Consider the following 20,072-nt stretch of genomic DNA (forward strand, 5'->3'; position numbering starts at 1 on the left):
TAACGTGAGATCGTGTGGAGGGCAGGCAGTTGAACGCTTGGATGTTAGGGTTGGTCAGCATATCCGTGAGTATGCAGTTACAGGCGGGCGTCACCGAGTTTGGTGCCGGCCTGGATCAATCCGTCTGGCGCCTGACCTCGGACACGCAAGTGGAGTGTCGCCTCGAACACCCTATTCCCAACTGGGGTACGGGTGCCTTCGTCAGCCGGGCCGGCCGCAAGATCAATCTGGATTTTGAACTCAAGGGGCTGCGCCAGCAGGCCCAGACCCAGACGGTCAGTCTGGGGATCATGCCGCCAGTCTGGCGCCCTGGCATCGCCGGACGGGAAGTGAGCCAGCTGCGTTTCTACCAGCAGTTCGATGGCCTAGTGGAGGGGCAGACCGCCTGGACCATGCTGGACGAGCTGGAGGGGGGGCGCATGCCGACCTTCCAGTACCGCGACTGGTATCGGCAGAACCGGCCGGTGCGGGTGTCGCTCTCCTCGGTCAACTTCCGGGTCAAGTATCAGGCTTTCGTGGATTGCCTGAACGGCCTGCTGCCATACAGCTTCAACGACATCGCCTTCAGCGTGCTCACCTATGACAAGAACAGCGACCAGCTGTCGCTCGCCTCCAAACGGCGGCTGGCGATGATCGGCGAGTATGTGAAGGTCGACAAGAGCATAGACGTGGTGGTGATCGACGCCTACAGCGACAGTTATGGTGGTCGCTGGCCGAACCAGAAACTCTCCGAGAAACGGGCCGATGCCATCAAGAAGGTGTTCGTGGATCTGGGTATCGAACCCGGCAAGGTCTCGGTCGAGGGGCATGGCGAGAAGCAGCACGTCGCCTCCAACGAAACCGAAGATGGCCGCGCCAGGAACCGGCGTGTGGTGATCAACATGGGCCGCAATGGCACCATCTGATGGGCGGATATCATTCAATGAAAAAGAGCGCCTTGGCGCTCTTTTTTTATGGGGATCTTGTCCTGACCATGTCTTAGAAGCTGTCACCCAGGCCTGTGCCTGCATCTTTCTTGGCGATCAGTTCAATCTTGTAACCATCCGGATCTTCCACGAAGGCGATGACCGTCTTGCCACCCTTGACCGGGCCCGGCTCGCGGGTGATCTTGGCGCCGGCGGCACGCAGCGCATCGCAGGTGCCATAGATGTCGTCCGCTTCCAGCGCGATGTGGCCGTAGGCCGATCCCAGCTCATACTCGCTCACACCCCAGTTGTAGGTGAGCTCGATGACGGCCTCATCCTTCTCGTCGCCGTAACCGACGAAGGCCAGGGTGTACTTGTATTCGCTGTTCTCGCTCTTGCGCAGCAGCTTCATCCCCAGCACCCGGGTGTAGAAGTCGATGGAGCGTTGCAGATCGCCGACGCGCAGCATGGTGTGCAGAATTCTCATGGCTTAATTCTCCCCTTGGTATTCACGATTCTGTAATCAGGCAGGAGGAGGCAATGGTTGCCTAGCTCTCCGGGTAGATCTTCTCTTTGTACTCGCAAAGGTCCTCGATGATACAGGAACCACAGCGGGGTTTGCGAGCCAGACAGGTGTAACGGCCGTGCAGGATCAACCAGTGGTGCACGTCCAGCTTGAACTCGGCGGGCACCACTTTCAGCAGTTTCTCTTCCACCTGATCCACGTTCTTGCCCACCGCGAAACCGGTGCGATTCGACACCCGAAAGATGTGGGTATCGACGGCTATGGTGGGCCAGCCGAAGGCGGTGTTGAGCACCACGTTGGCGGTCTTGCGACCGACGCCGGGCAGGGCTTCCAGCGCCTCGCGGTTCTCCGGCACCTCGCCGCCGTGGCGCTCCAGCAGGATGGCGCAGGTCTTGATGACGTTCTCGGCCTTGGTGTTGAACAGGCCTATGGTCTTGATGTATTGCTTCACCCCGTCTACCCCCAGATCCAGCATGGCCTGGGGCGTGTTGGCCACCGGATAGAGCTTGTCGGTGGCCTTGTTGACGCTCACGTCTGTGGCCTGGGCCGACAACAGCACGGCGATCAGCAGCTCGAACGGTGTCTTGAAGTTGAGCTCTGTGGTCGGGTGGGGATTGTCGTCCCGCAGCCGCTCCAGGATCTGCCTGCGTTTCTGGTTGTTCATGGCTCCCTCTTGTCTCAGAGCTGGGTCGCGCGGGCACCCGCCGCCGGCACGGCGCAGTGGGCCTTCTCGGCGGCCTGCTTGCGGCCCAGCCGGTCGTTGATGGCGTTCTTGCCGGCGATCATCAGGCCCAGACCGATGAAGCCGCCGGGAGGCAGGATCGCCAGCAGCAGGCTGGCGTCGGCGTGGAACAGCTCGATGCGCAAGGACTTGGCCCAGTCCCCCAGCAGCAGGTCGGCGCCGTCGAACAGGGTGCCCATGCCGATGATCTCCCGCAGCCCCCCCAGCACCAGCAGCACCAGGGTGAAGCCCAGCCCCATCATGAAGCCGTCGAGGGCCGCCAGCAGAGGCGGGTTCTTGGAGGCATAGGCCTCGGCCCGGCCTATGATGACGCAGTTGGTGACGATCAGGGCGATGAAGATGCCGAGCGCCTGATAGAGGCCATAGGTGTAGGCGTTCATCAACAGCTGCACGCTGGTCACCAGGGCGGCGATGATCATCACGTAGACCGGGATGCGGATATCCTTGGGCACCAGGTTGCGCACCAGGGAGATGGCGAGGTTGGAGCTGACCAGCACCACCATGGTGGCCAATCCCAGCCCCAGCGCATTGGTGAAGGTGGAGGAGACAGCCAGGGTGGGGCAGAGCCCCAGCACCTGTACCAGGGAGGGGTTGTTCTTCCACAGCCCCTGTAGCATCAGCTCCTTGAGCTCTTCGCGGCGGCCATTGCCTTCGTTGGCGAGGCTCTGGCCGTCAATCACATCAACTTGTTCCATGGCTTGTGCTCCGGCGTTATGGGGTGGCGTCACAGGAGGGGGCATCCCGCAGCAATTCAGGGTGTTCCTGCTGCAACAGCAGCAGGTTCTTCACCGCCTTGACCACGGCACGGGGTGTGATGGTGGCGCCGGTGAAGGCATCGAATTCACCACCGTCCTTCTTCACCGCCCAGTTGGCCTCGTTGTCGCGGTTGAGGAACTTGCCGACAAAACTGTTGATCCAGCTCGATTTCTTCAACTCTATCTTGTCACCCAGGCCCGGCGTCTCATTGTGGGCCAGCACCCGCACCGCACTGACGTTGCCCTTGGCATCTGTGCCGACGATGAGGCGGATGGCCCCACTGTAGCCGTCGGGGGCCACGGTTTCCAGCGCATAGCCTGTGGTCTCGCCCTGCAGGGTCGCTGTGTAGAGCGGCATGGCCTGATCGCTGCCCAGATAGGTCTTGCTCTGCACCCGCTTGCAGCTGGCCACCAGATCATTGTCATAGCTCCCTTCCGGCAACAGGGCCGAGAGGGTGCGCAGCTTCTCCAGCTGCTGCTGATGGGCGATCCTGTCGCGGGTCAGCTCATTGGTCAGCACCACGACGGCGGTGCAGGCCAGGGCAAACAGCGCCAGGGTGACACCGTTCTTGCGCATGCTCTTTAACATTGAATCTTTCCTGAGAGTGAGGTGTGCGCCGGGGTCATTTGCGGCGTGCTCCATAGACCTTGGGACGTGTCAGGCTGTCGATCAGCGGTACACACAAGTTGGCCAGCAGCACGGCGAAGGCGAAGGCATCCGGGTAGCCGCCAAAGCGGCGGATGAGGTAGACCAGCACGCCGATCAGCACGCCATAGACCAGACGGCCACGGGGTGTGGTGCTGGCACTCACCGGATCGGTGGCGATGAAGAAGGCCCCCAGCATGGTGGCGCCGCTGAACAGGTGGAACATGGGGGTGGCGGTGGCATCCGGCGTCATCAGATAACCCAGGGTGGCTGCCAGCAGCAAGGCGCCCAGGATGGCTCCCGGAATGCGCCAGTTGATCACCTTCTGTTGCAGCAGGAACAGGCCGCCGAGCAGGTAACCGAGGTTGACCCAGCTCCAGCCTATGCCACCCCAGCCCTCGAACACGGCGTGGGTCATCACCTCGCCGGCGGTGAGCCCCTGGGTCAGCCCTGTTTTCAGGGTATCGAGCGGTGTGGCCATGGTGAGGCCATCCACCCCCTGCTTGAGCTGCGCCATGCTGTAGCCGTCCAGGCTGAAGCCGGTGAAGATGACGGACGCCGCATCGCCAAAGCCGATGTCATAGGCGGCTATGCTGGAGGGCGGCAGCCAGCTGGTCATCTGTACCGGGAAGGAGACCAGCAGCAGCACATAGGCCACCATGGCCGGGTTGAACAGATTCTGACCCAGCCCGCCGTAGAGGTGCTTGGCGATGATGATGGCAAAGGCGGTGCCGAGTACCAGCATCCACCAGGGCAGCAGGGGAGGCAGGGAGAGGCCGATCAGCACGGCGGTCAGCGCCGCGCTGCCATCCATCAGGGCGGGTTTGATGGGACGGTGGCGCAACTTGAGTACCAAGGCCTCTGCACCCAGCGCCGTCACCAGCGCCAGCAGCACCTGGATCAGGGTGCCCCAGCCGAAGAACCAGGTCTGCGCCAGAAAACCGGGCAGACATGCCAGGATCACCAGCAACATCAGGGTCTGGGTCTGTTTGCGGTTATGGGCAAACGGCGCACTCGCGATATTGAACATGGATCAGTGGCTCTTGTCAGTCGATGGAGAAGGGGAAGCCTGGGCAGCCGCCTCGGCCGCCAGTTTCCGGGCCTTGGCGCGGGCCACGGCGGCGGCAATGGCTGCTTTCTTGGGGTCGGCGTCGGCAACGACTTGTACCGGTTCTGTGCTCTGCCGGGTATCCGCGTCAGCGACGACACCGGCGTCAGGTTCTGCGATGTTTCCATCCGCTGTTGCTTGCGCTGCCTTTTTGGCTTTGGCACGGGCAATGGCGGCGGCAATGGCTGCCTTTTTGGGGTCGACCTCGGCGGCTGCCGGGGCGGATCCGACGACCGGCTCGGCTTCGACAGCGGTAGTCTCGGGCTCGGCGACCTTGTCATCCGCCGCGTGCGCCGCCTTTTTGGCCTTGGCACGGGCGATGGCGGCGGCAATGGCTGCCTTTTTGGGGTCGACTTCGGCGGCAGCCGGGGCGGATCCGATGGCTGGCTCTGCTTCGACTGCGGTAGTTTCGGGCTCGGCGACCCTGTCATCCGCCGCGTTCGCCGCCTTTTTGGCCTTGGCACGGGCGATGGCGGCGGCAATGGCCGCCTTTTTGGGATCGGCCTCGGCGCTGGGCGCCGCTTCCGTCACAGGTGCCGCCGCAGCGGCCGATGTGTCAGCCGTTGCTTCGTCAGGGGCGGTTTGCGCCGCCTTCTTGGCCTTGGCTCGGGCCAAGGCTGCAGCTATGGCCGCTTTTTTCGGATCCTGTTCCGCGGGTGTGGGTGCAACATCGGCGGGCTCATCACCGCTGACAGCCTTGGCGGCGCGGCGGGCGATGGCCTCCTGCTTGCGCGCCTCGCGGGCGGCAATCATGGCGCTGTTGTCCGGCGCGAGCTCGCTGGCGCCGACCGGCGCAGCGTCCTGCTTGGCCTTGATGCGGGCCAGAGCTGCGGCGACCGGATCTTCGCCACCGGCGGCCGTCATGGCCTGGCGGCGCTGGGCCGCAGCCTCGGCGTGGCGAGCCTCGCGGGCCGCTTTTTCCCGCTCGAAGCGGGCCTGCTTGGCCTCGAAACGCTGCTTTGCACGCTCGGCCTTCTCGGCCTCGGCACGGGCCTCGCGGATGTCATCCTTGGCAATCTTGTAGTACTGCACCAGGGGGATCTCGCTTGGGCAGACCCAGGCGCAGGCACCGCACTCGATGCAGTCGAACAGGCTGAGCCCGTCGGCCTTGTCGTACTCCTTGGCCCGGCTGTACCAGTAGAGCTCCTGGGGCAGCAGGTTGGCCGGGCAGGCGTCGGCGCAGGCGCTGCAGCGAATGCAGGCCTGCTCCGGGCCGGGCGGCGGCAACTCGGCCCGGGTGGGGGAGAGCAGGCAGTTGGTGGCCTTGACCACGGGCACCATGGCATGGGGCAGGGTGAAGCCCATCATGGGGCCGCCCATGATCACCCGCTGATCCGCCTCGGGCTGCAGCTCGAAACGCTGCAGCAACCAGCGCACCGGGGTACCCAGCAGCACCCAGGCGTTGCCCGGTTTCTTGAAGGCGTCGCCGGTGAGGGTGACGATGCGGGAGATGAGCGGCTCGCCGTCTATGATGGCGCGCTTGATGGCAAACACTGTGGCCACGTTGAGCACCATGATGCCCATGTCCACGGCGCGGCCCCCCTTGGGGACCTGACGGCCGGTGAGCAGCTCTATGGTCTGCTTGGCGCCGCCCGAGGGGTACTTGGTCGGCACCGTCTTGACCAGCACGTCCTCGTCGGTGGCGTGACGGGTCAGCTCGCCGATGGCGGCCGGCTTGTTGTCTTCCACCCCGATCAGGGTCAGCTTGGGCTTGAGCAGGTGCTTGAGCACCCGGATGCCGTCCATGATCTCGTCGGCATACTCCTGCATCAGCCGATCGTCGGTGCTGATGTAGGGCTCGCACTCCAGTCCGTTGACGATCAGGATCTCGGTCAGCTGACCGCGACCGTCCAGCTTGCTGTGGGTCGGGAACACGGCGCCGCCGAGGCCCGCGATGCCCGCCTGCTGGATGCGTTCCAGCAGCTCGCCCCGCTCCAGGTTCCAGTAGTCGCTGCGGCCCTGGCGCTCACCCCAGTCATCTTCCCCATCCGGGGTGAGGGTGATGCAGAGATCATCGAGGCCGGAGGGGTGCGCTACCGTGTGGTGGCCGATGGCGGTGATGGTGCCCGAGGTGGAGGCGTGCACCGGCACTATGCGACCCTTGTCGTAGCGGGTCAGCGGCTGACCCTTCTTGACCTTGTCGCCGACCTGCACCAGCAGATCGCCGGCCGGGCCCGCGTGCTGGCGTACCGGTATGATGAGCTGGGGCGGCAGGCCCGCGTCCACCACAGGGGTCAGACTGGATTGATCTTTGTTTTCGGGAGGATGAATGCCGCCGTGAAAATCCCACAGGGTGCCGGCTTTGATGCGTTCGAGTAAGGACTGCATGGTTACTCCGCTGTTTATTCCACTATCTTGACCGGAATGGCGACGCTGGCCAGATCCCACTTCCAGTTGTCGACCGTGGTCGGCACAGGGATCATTTCGATACAGTCGGTTGGGCAGGGATCGACACAGAGATCGCAGCCGGTGCACTCGTCTTTGATCACGGTGTGCATCGCCTTGGTGGCACCGACGATGGCATCGACCGGACAGGCCTGGATGCACTTGGTGCAGCCGATGCATTGATCTTCATGGATGAAGGCGACTCTCTTTACCGGGACGGCGGCTTCGCCACCGCCCAGCGGCTGGGGCTCTACCCCCATGAGGTCGGCAATCTTGCGCATGGTGGCATCGCCACCGGGCACACACTTGTTGATCTGATCGCCGTTGGCCAGGGCCTCGGCATAAGGCTTGCAACCCGGGTAGCCGCACTGGCCGCACTGGGTCTGTGGCAACAGGGCATCGAGCTGATCGACGATGGGATCGGCTTCCACATGAAACTTGACGGCGGCAAAGCCCAGAATGATGCCGAAGGCCAGGGCCAGCAGAGCCAACACCAGAACGGCAAAGAGTATGTGAGTCATAGCGCTATATCTTGATGAGGCCGGTAAAGCCCATAAAGGCCAGCGACATCAGGCCGGCGGTGATCATGGCGATGGAGACGCCGCGAAACGGAGTGGGGACGTCGGCCGCCACCAGGCGCTCACGCATGGCGGCAAACAGGATCAGCACCAGCGAGAAGCCACAGGCAGCCCCGAAGCCATAGATGATGCTCTGGATGAAGTTGTGGCGCTCGTTGATGCTCAGCAGCGCCACCCCCAGCACGGCACAGTTGGTGGTGATGAGCGGCAGGAAGATGCCCAGCAGGCGATAGAGGGTCGGGCTGCTCTTGCGGATAACCATCTCGGTGAACTGAACCACGACGGCGATCACAAGAATGAAGGCGAGCGTGCGCAGGTAGGCGATGTTCAACGGGATCAGGATATAGTGTTCCATCAGATAGGAACAGGCGCTGGCCAGCGTCATCACGAAGGTGGTGGCAAGCCCCATGCCGATGGCGGTCTCCAGCTTGCCAGAGACGCCCATGAAGGGGCACAGGCCGAGAAACTTCACCAGCACGAAGTTGTTAATCAGCACTGTGCCGACCAATAAAAGCAGGTACTCAGTCATTGAAGGTTGGTTATCCGGTTTGAGGGCGGCGGTATTATCTGATTTTAGGTGCCTTTAAACAACCGCAAGGCCGCATGGTTATTATTCAAATGGCCAATTTCATGGAGGAAATGTGCGCCCTTTACCTATCTTTACCCTCACCCTGGCGATGCTGCTCTGGTCCAGCTCCTTCATCGCGCTCAAGCACGTGCTGGGGATCTGGGGCTTCGGCCAGGTGCTCTTCATGCGCATGAGCGTGGCCGCGCTCTGCTGGCTGCTCTGCTACCGCTACCTGGGCAATTTTTGCTATCAAAAGGGAGACTGGCGCTGGCTGGCCCTGATGGGGGGACTGGAGCCCTGCCTCTATTTCCTGCTGGAGGTGAATGCTCTGCGCTACACCAGCGCCGGTCAGGCGGGCATGGTCTGCGCCTTGCTGCCGCTCATAGTGGCGCTGGTGGCTTTTGTGCTGCTCAGGGAGCGGGTGAGTCGCCGCCAGTGGCTCGGGTTTGCCATCGCCATCTTCGGCATAGCCCTGTTGGGGCTGGGCAGCGGGGTGGACGAGTTTGCCCCCAACGCCCTGCTCGGCAACAGCCTGGAGATGGCTGCCATGCTGTGCGCCGCCACCTACTCGGTGGTATTCAAGAAGCTCTCCAGTCGCTACAGCGTGCTCACCCTGACTGCCCTGCAGGCCTTTGTTGGCACCCTCTTCTTTGCCCCCTTCGCCGTCAGCGAACCCTGGCCGACGGCCTGGGCCTGGCAAGACATGGCGGTCATCGCCTTCCTCGGTGCCTTCGTGACGCTCGGGGCTTACCTGCTCTACAACTGGTCGGTGACCCAGGTCAAGGTGACGCTGGCGGCGGCCTATGTGAACCTCATTCCTGTCTTTACCCTGTTGCTGGCCTATCTGCTGCTGGGGGAAACCCTGACGTCGCTGCAGTGGCTCGCCTGTGGCGCCGTGCTGCTCGGCATAGCAGTGGGGCAGCTGCCCGCGCGGCACAAGGTTCGCGCGCCTGTCATCGCCGACAGCTGATCTGTCCTGCACTACGCTGGCAGCGTGGCTGGCGCCGAGCGGCTTATCGGCTACAGTCTGCACAGACAGGTCAGGCAGGATCCGGGAGATCACAGATGAACGGCATGATGTTATTGACCAGGGCGCAGGCCCTGCTGGCGCACAATCCCTTTACCCTGGCCGATGCCAGGGCGCTGGAGGCCTTGGAGGAAGCGGCCGTGGGAGAGGAAGGACTCTTGATCGCCGAGCTGTGGGAAACGGCCCTGGTACTGGCCGATGAGGAGGCTCGCCGCTATATGGGCGAGGCCTGATGGCCGGGCTATGCCCGTGCTTCGTGCAATCTTGATGACGCCAGCGTCCTGCCCGCCATCTCCGCTGCCACTCCTTTCTTCCCCTCGCATTTATTTCCTTCACATCACGGCAGGCTGCAAGGCTGGCCGCGCTTTCACATGGGCAGAATGAAACAAGCGACGGACTGAGCCGTCGCTTGTTTCTGTGGCGGGCCCTTTCACACAGAGTCAGATGGAGAGGCCCTTGACGGTGTCGGAGACCGAGTTGGCGTCTTCGATGATCTCCTTGATGACGGTGGCTATGATGCTGGCCTGCTCCTGTCCCGCCATCGCCTTGTCGGAGACCACGGAGACGGTCTGGGTGATCCTGGAGGTGATGTCGGAGTTGAGCTTGATGACGGAGACGATTTCCCCCGTGGAGGTGGAGGTTCTGGCGGCCAGTTGCCGCACTTCGTCCGCCACTACGGCAAAGCCGCGCCCCTGCTCGCCGGCCCGGGCCGCCTCTATGGCGGCATTGAGCGCCAGCAGATTGGTCTGATCCGCTATGCCACTGATGGTGGAGATGATGGACTCTATGTTCTTCGACTGCTGATTGAGATTTTCAATCTGCCGGGTCACCTCGTTGACCGAGCTGTTGATGTGGGACGAGGTCTCCAGCACCTTGTCGATCACCTCGCGTCCCTTGGCGGCGCTCGACACGGTTTCACCTGCGATGGCGCAGGCCTTTTGCGCCGCCTCGCGCACCGAGATGGATTTCTCGACCCGTTCAGTGATGTCGCTCGCCAGCTTGATGATTTTGATCACCTTGCCTTCGTGGTTGAAGATGGGGTTGTAGGTGGCCTCCAGCCAGATCTTTTCACCGTGGCGGCCGAGGCGCATGAAGAGGCCGGACTGGATGCTGCCCGAGCCCAGATCCCGCCAGAAGTTGGGATTATTCTGGTAGAAGGTTTCATCGCAGAAGAGGCGGTGGGACTTGCCCACCACCTCGTCCAACCGGTAGCCGAAGCAGTTGAGGAAGTTCTGGTTGGCTGTGATGACGGTGCCATCGGGCTGGAAGTCGATGACGGCAAGGGACTTGTCCAGGGCCGCCAGCAGGGCCTGGGTCCGCTCCAGCGATGACTGCTGCTCAGTCACGTTGGAGGCCACCTTGGCCACCCTGATGACCTTGCCATCGACAAGGATGGGGAAATAGGTGGCCTCCAGCCAGACCGCCTTGCCCGACTTGGCCTGCCGAATGAAACGCCCGTTACGAAATGCACCGCTGCGCAAGTCATGCCACAGTTGTTCGTATTCGCGGCGTTTGACATCCTCGGGGAAGCAGAGCGCGCTGTGGTGCTGGCCCAGCACCTCATCCCGGCGGTAACCCATGATCGCCAGGAAGAGATCGTTGACGAAGGTGACCACGCCCTCCGGCGTGAACTGGATATAGGGCACCCGGGACTGAATGGCATGCTCGAAGGCGCCCAGTTCCGCCAGTGCAGCCTCTTGCTCACGTTTCTCATTGTCGTTTGCACGTTTCCAAAACATGGTGGAACTCCTCATTGAGACCCTTGTGAGACTTCTCGTGACAATAGTCGACCGGCTGAATACTAGTACAGAATATTTGGCCAATCGCGCAGATATGGGGGTAATTATCTGTTTTTATTTTATTTATTCTGGCTGCCCCCGGGGGGCCAGACTCGGGTGTGCGGCTGGCACCTGCTTCATGCCCAGGCTTTTCCAACCGTCATTCCCCTGGCGCCGGCCCGGTTTTGGCGGTGCGGATACCGTGAATCTGTTCGTTTTCCCCGCAGTTCAACACATCAGAGCACCCTAGGGCGGCAAGATGAGGTATCTTATGCCCCGATTTCATCCATTTAACGGATCCGAGACCCCCATATGATTATCAAACCCAAGGTTCGCGGCTTTATCTGCACCACCACTCACCCGGTTGGCTGTGAGGCCAATGTTCGTCGCCAGATCGCTTACACCCAGGAGCAGGGCATGATTGCCAATGGCCCCAAGCGGGTGCTGGTGATCGGCGCTTCCACCGGTTATGGTCTGGCTTCCCGGATTGCCACTGCCTTCGGTAGCGGCGCTGCCACCATAGGCGTCTTCTTCGAGAAAGCCGGCAGCGAAACCAAGACGGCGACTGCGGGCTGGTACAACTCCGCCGCCTTCGACAAGGCTGCCAAAGAGGCGGGTCTGTATGCGAAAAGCGTCAACGGCGATGCCTTCTCCAACGAGTGCCGCGCCAAGGTCATCGAGCTCATCAAGGCCGATCTGGGCCAGATCGATCTGGTGGTCTACTCCCTGGCCTCGCCGGTGCGCAAGATGCCGGAGACAGGTGAAGTGGTGCGCTCTGCCCTGAAACCCATCGGCGAGACCTACACCACCACCGCCATCGATACCAACAAGGATCAGATCATCACAGCCACCGTCGAGCCGGCGAACGAGGAAGAGATCCAGAACACCATCACCGTCATGGGCGGCCAGGATTGGGAACTGTGGATGGCGGCCCTGCGCGATGCTGGCGTGCTGGCCGACGGCGCCAAGTCCGTGGCTTACTCCTATATCGGCACCGACCTGACCTGGCCCATCTACTGGCATGGCACCCTGGGCCGCGCCAAGGAAGATCTGGACCGCGCCGCCACCGCCATCCGTGGCGATCTGGCTGCCAAGGGCGGCACCGCTCACGTGGCCGTGCTCAAATCCGTGGTGACCCAGGCCTCTTCTGCCATTCCTGTAATGCCGCTCTACATCTCCATGGCCTTCAAGATCATGAAGGAGAAGGGGATTCACGAAGGTTGCATGGAGCAGGTCTATCGCATGATGCGCACCCGCCTCTATGGCGAGGAGCTGGCACTGGACGAGCAGGCCCGCATCCGCATGGACGACTGGGAACTGCGTGAAGACGTGCAGCAGACCTGCCGCGATCTCTGGCCTTCCATCACTACCGAGAACCTCTCCGAGTTGACCGACTACACCGGCTACAAGCAGGAGTTCCTGCGCCTGTTCGGTTTCGGCCTGGCCGAGGTGGATTACGAGGCGGATGTGAACCCGGACGTGAAATTCGACGTGGTCGAGCTCTGATCCTGACTCAAGTGAAAACAGGGCCCCGCGGGGCCCTGTTTTTTTGGCAAAAACTCCGCCAAGTTGCGGAATTTTATTATCCGCGATCACCTTTTTCCCATATCAAACCCGCTAGTCTTGCGCTGATCGGATCACAGACGGCATTGCCGAGGAACGGAAGCTATGACCACTCCAAACGAGGCGCCCAAGAAGCGCCAACTCCCCACTGTCTATACCCTGCTTTTCATCATCATCGCCCTGATGGCGGCCCTCACCTGGGTGCTGCCGGCGGGCAAATACAACTACGTAACAGCCAAGACCCAGCAGCCGGTGGCGGCGGCGGCCGTGGCCGACTACAGCGGCGATGAGCGATTGCTGCCTGTGCCCGGCAGCTACACCGAGCTGCCCTCCCACCCGCAGGGGGTGTTCGAGGTGCTCAAGGCCCCCATCCAGGGCTTCCACAAGGCGGCCGACGTGGCGCTGTTCGTGCTCATCATAGGCGGCTTTCTGGCGGTGACCATGCAGAGCGGGGCGCTCGATGCCGGGGTGGGGGCAATCGTGCGCGCCTTCGCCGGTCGCGAGCGGCTGCTGATCCCCGTGCTGATCGCCCTGTTTGCCCTCGGCGGCTCCACCTTCGGCATGGCGGAGGAGACGGTGGCCTTCTGGGCGCTGATCGTGCCTGTCATGATGGCGGCGGGCTTCGATCGCATGGTGGCGGCGGGGATCATCCTGCTCGGCTCCGGCGTCGGTGTGCTTGCCTCCACCGTCAACCCCTTTGCCACCGGCATCGCCTCCGGTTTTGCCGGCATTCCCATCGGCGAGGGGATAGGTCTGCGGGTCATCCAGTGGCTGCTGCTGGTGATCTTCGCCTCCTGGTTCGTGATGCGTTATGCCAAGCAGGTGCAGCAGGACAAGTCCCGCTCCGTGCTGGCCGACATCCAATATGATGACGAATTCTCCCAGATGAAGCGCAGCGACTCGGCCTTCACCGGCAAGCAGAAGCTCACCATGCTGGTGTTTTTCGGCACCTTCCTGCTGATGATCTATGCGGTGGTGCCCTGGTCCGATCTGGGGATCGATTTCCTGCCAACCCTTGGCTGGTGGTTTGACGAGCTCTCCACCCTGTTCTTCAGCGCCTCCATCCTGATCGCGCAGATCAACCGCATGCCGGAGTCCAACTACGTCGCGACCTTCCTGAGCGGGGCTCGGGATCTCATCGGGGTGGCGCTGGTGGTGGCGGTGGCGCGCGGCATCTATGTGGTGATGGAGCAGGGCGTCATCATAGACACCATCTTGCACTGGGCCGAAGGGCTGGTGACCGGGCTGTCGTCGTCGGTCTTCATCCTGATGGCCTATCTGGTGCACATCATCCTGAGCTTTTTTATTCCCTCGACCTCGGGGCTGGCGACCGTCTCCATGCCGCTGATGGGGCCGCTGGCGGACTTCTCCGGCATCTCCCGGGATCTGGTGATCACCGCCTATCAGTCCGCCTCCGGCTGGATCAACCTGTTCGCTCCCACCGCCGCCCATCTGGTGGCGGGGCTGGCGCTGGCCAGGATCCCCTACGATCGCTTCGTGCGCTGGGTGCTGCCCTTCATCGTCGGGGTGGCCCTCATCACCATGGCGGTGCTGGTGGCGGGAACCCTGTTGCATGGCTGATGGCTTAAGTACCAAACGACAGACAGCAAAAAGGCTCCCGAGGGAGCCTTTTTCATGGGTCTTGCTTACTGCTTGTAGCCCTTGAGGAAGCGGGAGAGACGACCGATGGCCTCTTCCAGCTCCTCTTCACGGGGCAGGAACACCAGCCGGAAGTGATCCGGCGCCGGCCAGTTGAAGCCTGTGCCCTGCACCAGCAGCAGTTTCTCTTGCTGCAGCAGGTCGAACACCATCTTCTGGTCGTCGCGAATGTCGTACACCTTGGGATCCAGGCGCGGGAACATGTAGAGCGCCCCCTTGGGCTTGACGCAGGAGACGCCGGGGATCTCGTTCAGGAGCTCCCACGCCTTGTCCCGCTGCTTGCGCAGGCGACCGCCCGGCAGGATCAGCTCGTTGATGCTCTGGTAGCCACCGAGCGCGGTCTGGATGGCGTGCTGCATCGGCACGTTGGCACACAGTCGCATGGAGGCCAGCATCTCCAGCCCCTCGATGTACCCCTTGGCGCGTCCCTTGGGCCCGGTGATGACCATCCAGCCCTGGCGGAAACCACAGGCGCGGTAGGCCTTGGAGAGGCCGTTGAAGGTCACCACCATCACATCGTCGCACAGGGTGCAGACGCTGGTGTGGGAGATGTCGTCGTAGAGGATCTTGTCGTAGATCTCGTCGGCGAAGATGATGAGGTTGTGCTGGCGGGCTATCTCGATCACCTCCAGCAGGAACTCGCTGCCGTAGACGGCGCCGGTCGGGTTGTTGGGGTTGATCAGCACCAGGCCGCGGGTGCGCGGTGTGATGCGGGCGCGGATGTCGTCCAGATCCGGATACCAGTCGGCCCCTTCGTCGCAGCGGTAGTGCACCGCATGGCCACCCGAGAGGGTGACGGCGGCGGTCCACAGCGGATAGTCGGGGGAGGGCACCAGCATCTCGTCGCCGTTGTTGAGCAGCGCCTGCATGGCCATCACGATCAGTTCGCTGGCGCCATTGCCGATGTAGATGTCGTCTATGTCGACCTTGCGCATCCCTTTTTGCTGGTAGTACTGCATCACCGCCTTGCGGGCCGAGAAGAGCCCCTTGGAGTCGCAGTAGCCCTGGCTCAGCGGCATGTTGAGGATCACATCCTTGATGATCTCTTCCGGCGCATCGAAGCCGAACGGGGCCGGGTTGCCGATGTTGAGCTTGATGATGCGGTGGCCTTCGTCTTCGAGACGGCGAGCTTCTTTATGCACCGGGCCGCGGATGTCATAGCAGACATCGTCGAGCTTGTGCGACTTGTCGATAGTGAACATGGTGAGTGTGCTTCCTTCCCCGTGGGGACGCGTTGGCGAAAAAGGCGATTTTTAGTATCAAATTTCTTTTCCCCTATTCTTCACAGAATTGAATGCTAGAACAATCTTATTTTTAGTAGAATTCCCTGATTTTTAGCCCTAAAACAGGGTTGCTGAAACGTTAAATTTAGCACGATCGTTTGTGTGAACCGAGGTTAACCAGTGAAAGATGAGGGGCTGATTAACAAAGCTACCCGACTGTGTTGAAATATTCGCATCCAATGGCACGATTGGCTTGCGTAAAAAATCGTGGCCTGTCCCCCTTGTGGGGCCTTGGCACATCGTCGCCGGGCCCATTTTCATCATCTGTCGAGGTATCTCCATGCACGCACCCGCGCCCGGCCGTTATCGCCACTTCAAGGGAGGCTATTATCAGGTGCTCACCCTGGCCCTGCACACCGAAACCCAGGAGCAGCTGGTGATCTATCAATCCGAGCAGGATGGAGCCGTCTATGCCCGCCCGGTGGCCATGTTCATGGAGTGGATCGAACATCAGGGCCAAGTGGTGAGCCGCTTCACCCCGACCGCGGGCTGAGCGGCGGTTTGCACCATAAAAAAAGGCGCCATCAGGCGCCTTTTTTCCATGCGGGGGAGCTTACTGGTAGAGACCCAGGTTCTCTTTGGCATAGGCTTCGAAATCGGTGCAGCCACCAATGTGCTGCTCGTCCAGGAAGATTTGCGGCACTGTATTGACCGGCTTGCCGGCGCTCTTGGCCAGATCTTCCTTGGTGATGCCTTCGGCGTGGATGTCCACGTAGCGGAATTTGAAATCGTCACGCTGCTCAACCAGCTGCTCGGCGATCTGCTTGGCACGGACACAATAGGGGCAACCGGGACGACCAAAAATCACTGCAAACATGTTCTCTCTCCGTTGATATGAAGCAGGGCACAGCATAGCCCTGCCTCGTGGCTAGTCAAAGTGGAAATTGTCGATACGGCCGTTCGCCATATCCGATAAGCCACCTTGCTGGCAACGTGGCTCCCCACATTACTGCTCGATGATCTGGATGGGTTGTTGCTGGTAGATGCTCTCCAGCACGCCCTTTTCGAACACTGTCCAGGGCCAGACAGCCTTGCTGGCACGGTAGCGCTCGTGGGTGGCGGGATCCTGCGACAGGCCGCGCTGGAACATCACGAAGGCCTTGCGCTGCCCCCCGGCGGTATCGATGAAGCCGGCCAGGTTGGAGGTGCCCGTGATGGTGCCTGTCTTGGCATGCACCTTGTTTTTCATCATGGGGGCGGTGACGCTGCGCCGCCAGGCCAGGGTGCCATCCACCTGAGAGCTGGGCAGCAGCTTGATGAAGCCGAGTTCGGCATCATTTTTCTGGATGAAGGTGAGCACAGACAGCATCTGGCGGGCGCTGATGAGGTTGTGGGCCGAGAGACCCGAGCCATCGGCCAGGGTGGCGTTGCCCAGATCGATACCGTTCTTGGTCAGGATGGCGCGCACCGCCATGGTGCCGCTGCGATAGCTGCCCGGCTTGTTGTAGTAGTGGCGGCCCACCGTCTTCAGGAAGGTGTCGGCGTAGAGGTTGTCGGATTTTTTGAGCATCTTGGAGAGCATGATGGGCAATGAGACCGAATAGTGGGTGCCCAGGGTCTCGGCCCCCTCCGGTGCCTTGTGGGTCACTCGCAGCAGTCCCTCATGCTTGATGCCGGCTCTGTCCATGGCCCAGCGAATGTTGTCCCAGCCCCAGGCTTCCACGTCGTGAATGGCAAAACGCAGACCCTGCGGCTCCTTGTTCGGGGTGATACAGCCCTTGAGCTCGTAGAAGTTGCCCTTGGCCATGTCCACTTCCAGGGCGCAGAACTGGCGGGCCATGTCGCCATAGTTCATCACTTCCACGTTGTCGGCGCCGATGCCGATGGGCACGCCTGTGGCCACGTTGCCGGTGGCGGGTTTGCCAATCTGGGTGGCCGTGATGGTGCCATAGGCGCAGTTCTTGTCGATGATGACGGAGGAGACGGGGGCGGCGAAGCAGAGAGTCTGATCCCCCCACGACCAGCCGTTGCCGCGCTCATAGCCGTTGTAGGCGCCTGTGTTGACGTAGACGTTGCCCTGGATGCGGTTGACCCCGAGCTGCTTGAACAGGGCCAGCAGATCCATCCGTGACAGGGTGGGGTCGCCGACGAAGTTGATCCAGATGTCGCCCTTGATGGCGTCACCCTGCTTGGCGCCAGGCTGGGCCTGGATGTCGGTGGCAAAGCGGAAGTCGGCGCCGAGCTCGAGGCGGGCGGCCAGCGCGGTCAGCACCTTCATGGTAGAGGCGGGCGCTATCATGTCATCGGCGTGGCGGGCAAACTCCACCCCGCCATTGCCCTGCACTATGATGGCGTACTGGCCCCCCTTGGGTGGGGTCAGCGGGGCAGCCTGAGCCACCATGGAAAACAGAGCACAAAAACCAATCAACAGCCGCTGCATAGAATCCTCTAACTTGACGAAGGGTGTCGGCAGTGCGATACCGACCCTGATAACAAACCATTCTCTCTTTCACCAGCCGGCCGCAGGGCCTGCCTCTCGCCAGAGGCGTTGGCGGTACGATACCGGCCGACATGATCCAATCTGTTCTCTTTGACCAGCCGACCGCAGTGCCTGCCTCTGGCCAGAGGCGTTGGCGGTGCGATACCGGCCGACATAATCCAATCTGTTCTCTTTGACCAGCCGACCGCAGTGCCTGCCTCTCGCCAGAGGCGTTGGCGGTACGATGCCGGCCGGCATGATCCAATCTGTTCTCTTTCACCAGCCGACCGCATGGCCTGCCTCTAGGCAGAGGCGTTGGCGGTACGATAGCGGCCGTCATAATCAAAAATCTTCTCTTTTATCTGCCAGAACCGCCCCGATTTGCGGGCGATGACGAAATCCGGGTGGCGAAACTGGCTTTGCGCCGCCAGCACGCTCGCCAGGGTGGCAAATTCGGGCTCCAGGCCCGGGGCGGGCCAATGATGACGCACAAAGCGTTGTTGAAACAAGCGCCGCGCACCCTGGGAGTGAAATCCGAAGTACTCATTGAGGGTGAGACCATCCTCATCGTGATAGGTCACCTCCAGTCGTTCCCCCTGTTTGCCGCGTCCTGCTGTGAAGGTGAGCCCGGCGCAGCGAATGACCATGCAGTCCTTGAGATTGAGCGCCTCCTTGAGCTTGTCGTCAGGATCCACCAGCAGTTGATCGCAGCTCTGGCAGCGGCGGGCGGCGATGTCGTTTTCGGCGCCGCAGGCGGGGCAGATTTTTGACCGAAAGCGGTAGTCGCACTCCTCGCGGTTGCCCTCGTCATCTTCAAACAAGCCCTGACAGCGGCGACCGTAGTGCTCGATCACCTTGCCCTCCTCGTCGGTCTTGCCCCAGAAGGTGTTGGCAAAGCCGCAGGCGGGGCAGGGCACCTGCACCGGCTCTGTGCCTGCGTGGGGTCTGGGTTCCCCCACCTCGGGAGCAAACAGATTGAAGTTGTTGCCCGCATAGTCGAGCACCAGACAATCGGCCTTGCCCGGCGAGAGGCGCAGGCCGCGGCCGACGATCTGCTGATAGAGGGAGACCGACTCGGTGGGGCGCAGCATGACGATGAGATCCACGTGGGGGGCGTCAAAGCCGGTGGTGAGCACGGCCACGTTGACCAGAAACTTGAGCTCCCGCGCCTTGAAGGCGCTGATAAGGGCATCGCGCTCCGGCCCCGGCGTTTCGCCCGTGATCAGGGCCGCCTTCTCTTCTTTGGCGCCGAGCAGGCCGTGAATTTCGCGGGCATGCTCGACGGTGGCGGCGAAGATCATCACCCCTTGCCGATCGGCGGCGTACTCCAGTACCTGGCTCAGGATATGGGGGGTGACCCTCTGCTGGCGCTTGAGCTCGCCGTTGAGATCCGCCTCGCTGAACAGGCCGTTTGCGCGCGGCACCAGCTTGCTGAAGTCGTAGTGGACTATGGGGGCATCCACCAGCCTGGGTGGGGTCAGATAGCCGTTTTTGACCATGAAGCGCAGGGGCAGCTCGAACACGCAGTCGCCAAACAGCCGTTCGCCATGGCTTTTCACCATGCCGTGGTAGTGGCGCCGGTAGATCCAGCCCAGCCCGAGCCGATACGGCGTGGCGGTGAGGCCGAGGATCTTGAGGGCCGGGTTGGCGGTTTTGAGATGGTCGATCACCTGATGGTACTGGCTGTCGTCCTCAAGCGAGACCCGGTGGCACTCGTCGATGATGAGCAGCGAGAAGGCGCCATCAAAGGCGGCCAGATTGCGGGCCACCGACTGCACCGAGCCGAACACTACCTGGGCGCTCGCCTCCTTGCGATCGAGCCCGGCGGCGAAGATGTCAGCCTTGAGATCCCAGGCCTCGTACTTGGCGTGGTTCTGCTCCACCAGCTCCTTGACGTGAGCCAGCACCAGCACGCGGCCACGGGCCTTGCGGGCCAGCTCGGCGATCACCAGGCTCTTGCCGGCGCCAGTGGGCAGCACCACCACGGCGGGATCCGGGTGCTGGCGAAAGTGGCTGATCACGGCATTGACGGCGTCGGTTTGATAGGGTCTGAGAACGAACATGGGGAACGGCTGTGGTGCAGGATGGCGCCATTATAGGGATCTTGGGGCCACAAAAACAGCGGGCCGG

Annotated in this window: 19 protein-coding genes; 6 read left to right on the forward strand and 13 right to left on the reverse strand. The window is 61.9% G+C overall.

Annotated features, from left to right (window positions below):
* Positions 1-29: 29 nt before the first annotated feature.
* Positions 30-905, forward strand: coding sequence for a flagellar protein MotY (locus IU367_RS08530; RefSeq protein WP_172955320.1), 876 nt, complete (start codon positions 30-32; stop codon positions 903-905).
* Between the two features lie 73 nt (positions 906-978).
* Here the strand turns inward: IU367_RS08530 and gloA are convergent, their stop codons facing one another.
* From gloA to rsxA, 8 genes are all read right to left on the reverse strand, one after another.
* Complete coding sequence (gloA, locus tag IU367_RS08535) at positions 979-1,392, reverse strand: lactoylglutathione lyase (RefSeq protein WP_042869625.1); 414 nt, start codon at positions 1,390-1,392, stop codon at positions 979-981.
* A 61-nt stretch (positions 1,393-1,453) separates the two neighbouring features.
* Complete coding sequence (gene nth, locus IU367_RS08540) at positions 1,454-2,095, reverse strand: endonuclease III (protein WP_103470518.1); 642 nt, start codon at positions 2,093-2,095, stop codon at positions 1,454-1,456.
* 14 nt (positions 2,096-2,109) lie between these two features.
* Positions 2,110-2,868, reverse strand: coding sequence for an electron transport complex subunit E (locus tag IU367_RS08545; RefSeq protein WP_172955321.1), 759 nt, complete (start codon positions 2,866-2,868; stop codon positions 2,110-2,112).
* Positions 2,869-2,884: 16 nt separating this feature from the next.
* On the reverse strand, positions 2,885-3,517 hold the full coding sequence (gene rsxG / locus IU367_RS08550) for an electron transport complex subunit RsxG (RefSeq protein ID WP_043556436.1): 633 nt from the start codon (positions 3,515-3,517) through the stop codon (positions 2,885-2,887).
* Positions 3,518-3,551: 34 nt separating this feature from the next.
* On the reverse strand, positions 3,552-4,604 hold the full coding sequence (rsxD, locus tag IU367_RS08555) for an electron transport complex subunit RsxD (protein ID WP_043141270.1): 1,053 nt from the start codon (positions 4,602-4,604) through the stop codon (positions 3,552-3,554).
* 3 nt (positions 4,605-4,607) lie between these two features.
* The gene (gene rsxC / locus IU367_RS08560; RefSeq protein WP_274454032.1) at positions 4,608-7,010 is read right to left on the reverse strand and encodes an electron transport complex subunit RsxC; all 2,403 of its coding nucleotides are present in this window, start codon (positions 7,008-7,010) and stop codon (positions 4,608-4,610) included.
* A 14-nt stretch (positions 7,011-7,024) separates the two neighbouring features.
* Positions 7,025-7,588, reverse strand: coding sequence for an electron transport complex subunit RsxB (rsxB, locus tag IU367_RS08565; protein WP_043141265.1), 564 nt, complete (start codon positions 7,586-7,588; stop codon positions 7,025-7,027).
* A 4-nt stretch (positions 7,589-7,592) separates the two neighbouring features.
* Positions 7,593-8,174 carry an electron transport complex subunit RsxA gene (rsxA, locus tag IU367_RS08570; protein ID WP_042869638.1) on the reverse strand — a complete coding sequence of 194 codons (582 nt, stop codon included), beginning with the start codon at positions 8,172-8,174 and terminating at the stop codon, positions 7,593-7,595.
* A 112-nt stretch (positions 8,175-8,286) separates the two neighbouring features.
* On the opposite strand from rsxA, the gene IU367_RS08575 reads away from it, so the two are divergent.
* On the forward strand, positions 8,287-9,183 hold the full coding sequence (locus IU367_RS08575) for a DMT family transporter (RefSeq protein WP_274454033.1): 897 nt from the start codon (positions 8,287-8,289) through the stop codon (positions 9,181-9,183).
* Between the two features lie 95 nt (positions 9,184-9,278).
* Positions 9,279-9,473 (forward strand): hypothetical protein, encoded by a 195-nt coding sequence (locus IU367_RS08580; RefSeq protein WP_043141260.1) that lies wholly within the window; start codon positions 9,279-9,281, stop codon positions 9,471-9,473.
* 207 nt (positions 9,474-9,680) lie between these two features.
* Here the strand turns inward: IU367_RS08580 and IU367_RS08585 are convergent, their stop codons facing one another.
* A complete protein-coding gene (locus tag IU367_RS08585; RefSeq protein ID WP_274454034.1) occupies positions 9,681-10,979 on the reverse strand; it encodes a methyl-accepting chemotaxis protein in 1,299 nt (432 codons plus the stop codon).
* A 351-nt stretch (positions 10,980-11,330) separates the two neighbouring features.
* Between IU367_RS08585 and fabV the strand changes: the two genes are divergently transcribed.
* Positions 11,331-12,524 carry an enoyl-ACP reductase FabV gene (fabV, locus tag IU367_RS08590; RefSeq protein ID WP_005314774.1) on the forward strand — a complete coding sequence of 398 codons (1,194 nt, stop codon included), beginning with the start codon at positions 11,331-11,333 and terminating at the stop codon, positions 12,522-12,524.
* A 162-nt stretch (positions 12,525-12,686) separates the two neighbouring features.
* Positions 12,687-14,162 carry a YfcC family protein gene (locus IU367_RS08595; protein ID WP_274454035.1) on the forward strand — a complete coding sequence of 492 codons (1,476 nt, stop codon included), beginning with the start codon at positions 12,687-12,689 and terminating at the stop codon, positions 14,160-14,162.
* 65 nt (positions 14,163-14,227) lie between these two features.
* Here the strand turns inward: IU367_RS08595 and IU367_RS08600 are convergent, their stop codons facing one another.
* Entirely contained in the window at positions 14,228-15,442 is a 1,215-nt protein-coding gene (locus tag IU367_RS08600) for a pyridoxal phosphate-dependent aminotransferase (RefSeq protein ID WP_274454036.1), read from the reverse strand.
* A gap of 361 nt (positions 15,443-15,803) precedes the next feature.
* Here IU367_RS08600 and IU367_RS08605 point away from each other — a divergent pair, with 361 nt between their 5' ends.
* Complete coding sequence (locus IU367_RS08605; RefSeq protein ID WP_043556427.1) at positions 15,804-16,016, forward strand: DUF1653 domain-containing protein; 213 nt, start codon at positions 15,804-15,806, stop codon at positions 16,014-16,016.
* Positions 16,017-16,076: 60 nt separating this feature from the next.
* Here the strand turns inward: IU367_RS08605 and IU367_RS08610 are convergent, their stop codons facing one another.
* The 3 genes from IU367_RS08610 to radD form a co-directional block, all read right to left on the reverse strand.
* Positions 16,077-16,340 (reverse strand): GrxA family glutaredoxin, encoded by a 264-nt coding sequence (locus IU367_RS08610; RefSeq protein WP_010633640.1) that lies wholly within the window; start codon positions 16,338-16,340, stop codon positions 16,077-16,079.
* 129 nt (positions 16,341-16,469) lie between these two features.
* Positions 16,470-17,903 (reverse strand): D-alanyl-D-alanine carboxypeptidase/D-alanyl-D-alanine endopeptidase, encoded by a 1,434-nt coding sequence (dacB, locus tag IU367_RS08615; protein ID WP_274454037.1) that lies wholly within the window; start codon positions 17,901-17,903, stop codon positions 16,470-16,472.
* A 341-nt stretch (positions 17,904-18,244) separates the two neighbouring features.
* Positions 18,245-20,005 carry a DNA repair helicase RadD gene (gene radD / locus IU367_RS08620; RefSeq protein ID WP_274454038.1) on the reverse strand — a complete coding sequence of 587 codons (1,761 nt, stop codon included), beginning with the start codon at positions 20,003-20,005 and terminating at the stop codon, positions 18,245-18,247.
* Between the last annotated feature and the right edge of the window lie 67 nt (positions 20,006-20,072).

Origin of the sequence: Aeromonas bestiarum (genome assembly GCF_028751155.1) — a bacterium.
Classification (GTDB): Bacteria; Pseudomonadota; Gammaproteobacteria; order Enterobacterales; family Aeromonadaceae; genus Aeromonas; species Aeromonas bestiarum.

Bases quoted from the DNA above. Each gene is read 5' to 3' on its own strand.
- gloA (WP_042869625.1), bottom strand. From the start codon at position 1,392: ATGAGAATTCTGCACACCATGCTGCGCGTCGGCGATCTGCAACGCTCC.
- nth (WP_103470518.1), bottom strand. From the start codon at position 2,095: ATGAACAACCAGAAACGCAGGCAGATCCTGGAGCGGCTGCGGGACGAC.
- IU367_RS08545 (WP_172955321.1), bottom strand. From the start codon at position 2,868: ATGGAACAAGTTGATGTGATTGACGGCCAGAGCCTCGCCAACGAAGGC.
- rsxG (WP_043556436.1), bottom strand. From the start codon at position 3,517: ATGTTAAAGAGCATGCGCAAGAACGGTGTCACCCTGGCGCTGTTTGCC.
- rsxD (WP_043141270.1), bottom strand. From the start codon at position 4,604: ATGTTCAATATCGCGAGTGCGCCGTTTGCCCATAACCGCAAACAGACC.
- rsxC (WP_274454032.1), bottom strand. From the start codon at position 7,010: ATGCAGTCCTTACTCGAACGCATCAAAGCCGGCACCCTGTGGGATTTT.
- rsxB (WP_043141265.1), bottom strand. From the start codon at position 7,588: ATGACTCACATACTCTTTGCCGTTCTGGTGTTGGCTCTGCTGGCCCTG.
- rsxA (WP_042869638.1), bottom strand. From the start codon at position 8,174: ATGACTGAGTACCTGCTTTTATTGGTCGGCACAGTGCTGATTAACAAC.
- IU367_RS08580 (WP_043141260.1), top strand. From the start codon at position 9,279: ATGAACGGCATGATGTTATTGACCAGGGCGCAGGCCCTGCTGGCGCAC.
- IU367_RS08585 (WP_274454034.1), bottom strand. From the start codon at position 10,979: ATGTTTTGGAAACGTGCAAACGACAATGAGAAACGTGAGCAAGAGGCT.
- fabV (WP_005314774.1), top strand. From the start codon at position 11,331: ATGATTATCAAACCCAAGGTTCGCGGCTTTATCTGCACCACCACTCAC.
- IU367_RS08595 (WP_274454035.1), top strand. From the start codon at position 12,687: ATGACCACTCCAAACGAGGCGCCCAAGAAGCGCCAACTCCCCACTGTC.
- IU367_RS08600 (WP_274454036.1), bottom strand. From the start codon at position 15,442: ATGTTCACTATCGACAAGTCGCACAAGCTCGACGATGTCTGCTATGAC.
- IU367_RS08605 (WP_043556427.1), top strand. From the start codon at position 15,804: ATGCACGCACCCGCGCCCGGCCGTTATCGCCACTTCAAGGGAGGCTAT.
- IU367_RS08610 (WP_010633640.1), bottom strand. From the start codon at position 16,340: ATGTTTGCAGTGATTTTTGGTCGTCCCGGTTGCCCCTATTGTGTCCGT.
- dacB (WP_274454037.1), bottom strand. From the start codon at position 17,903: ATGCAGCGGCTGTTGATTGGTTTTTGTGCTCTGTTTTCCATGGTGGCT.
- radD (WP_274454038.1), bottom strand. From the start codon at position 20,005: ATGTTCGTTCTCAGACCCTATCAAACCGACGCCGTCAATGCCGTGATC.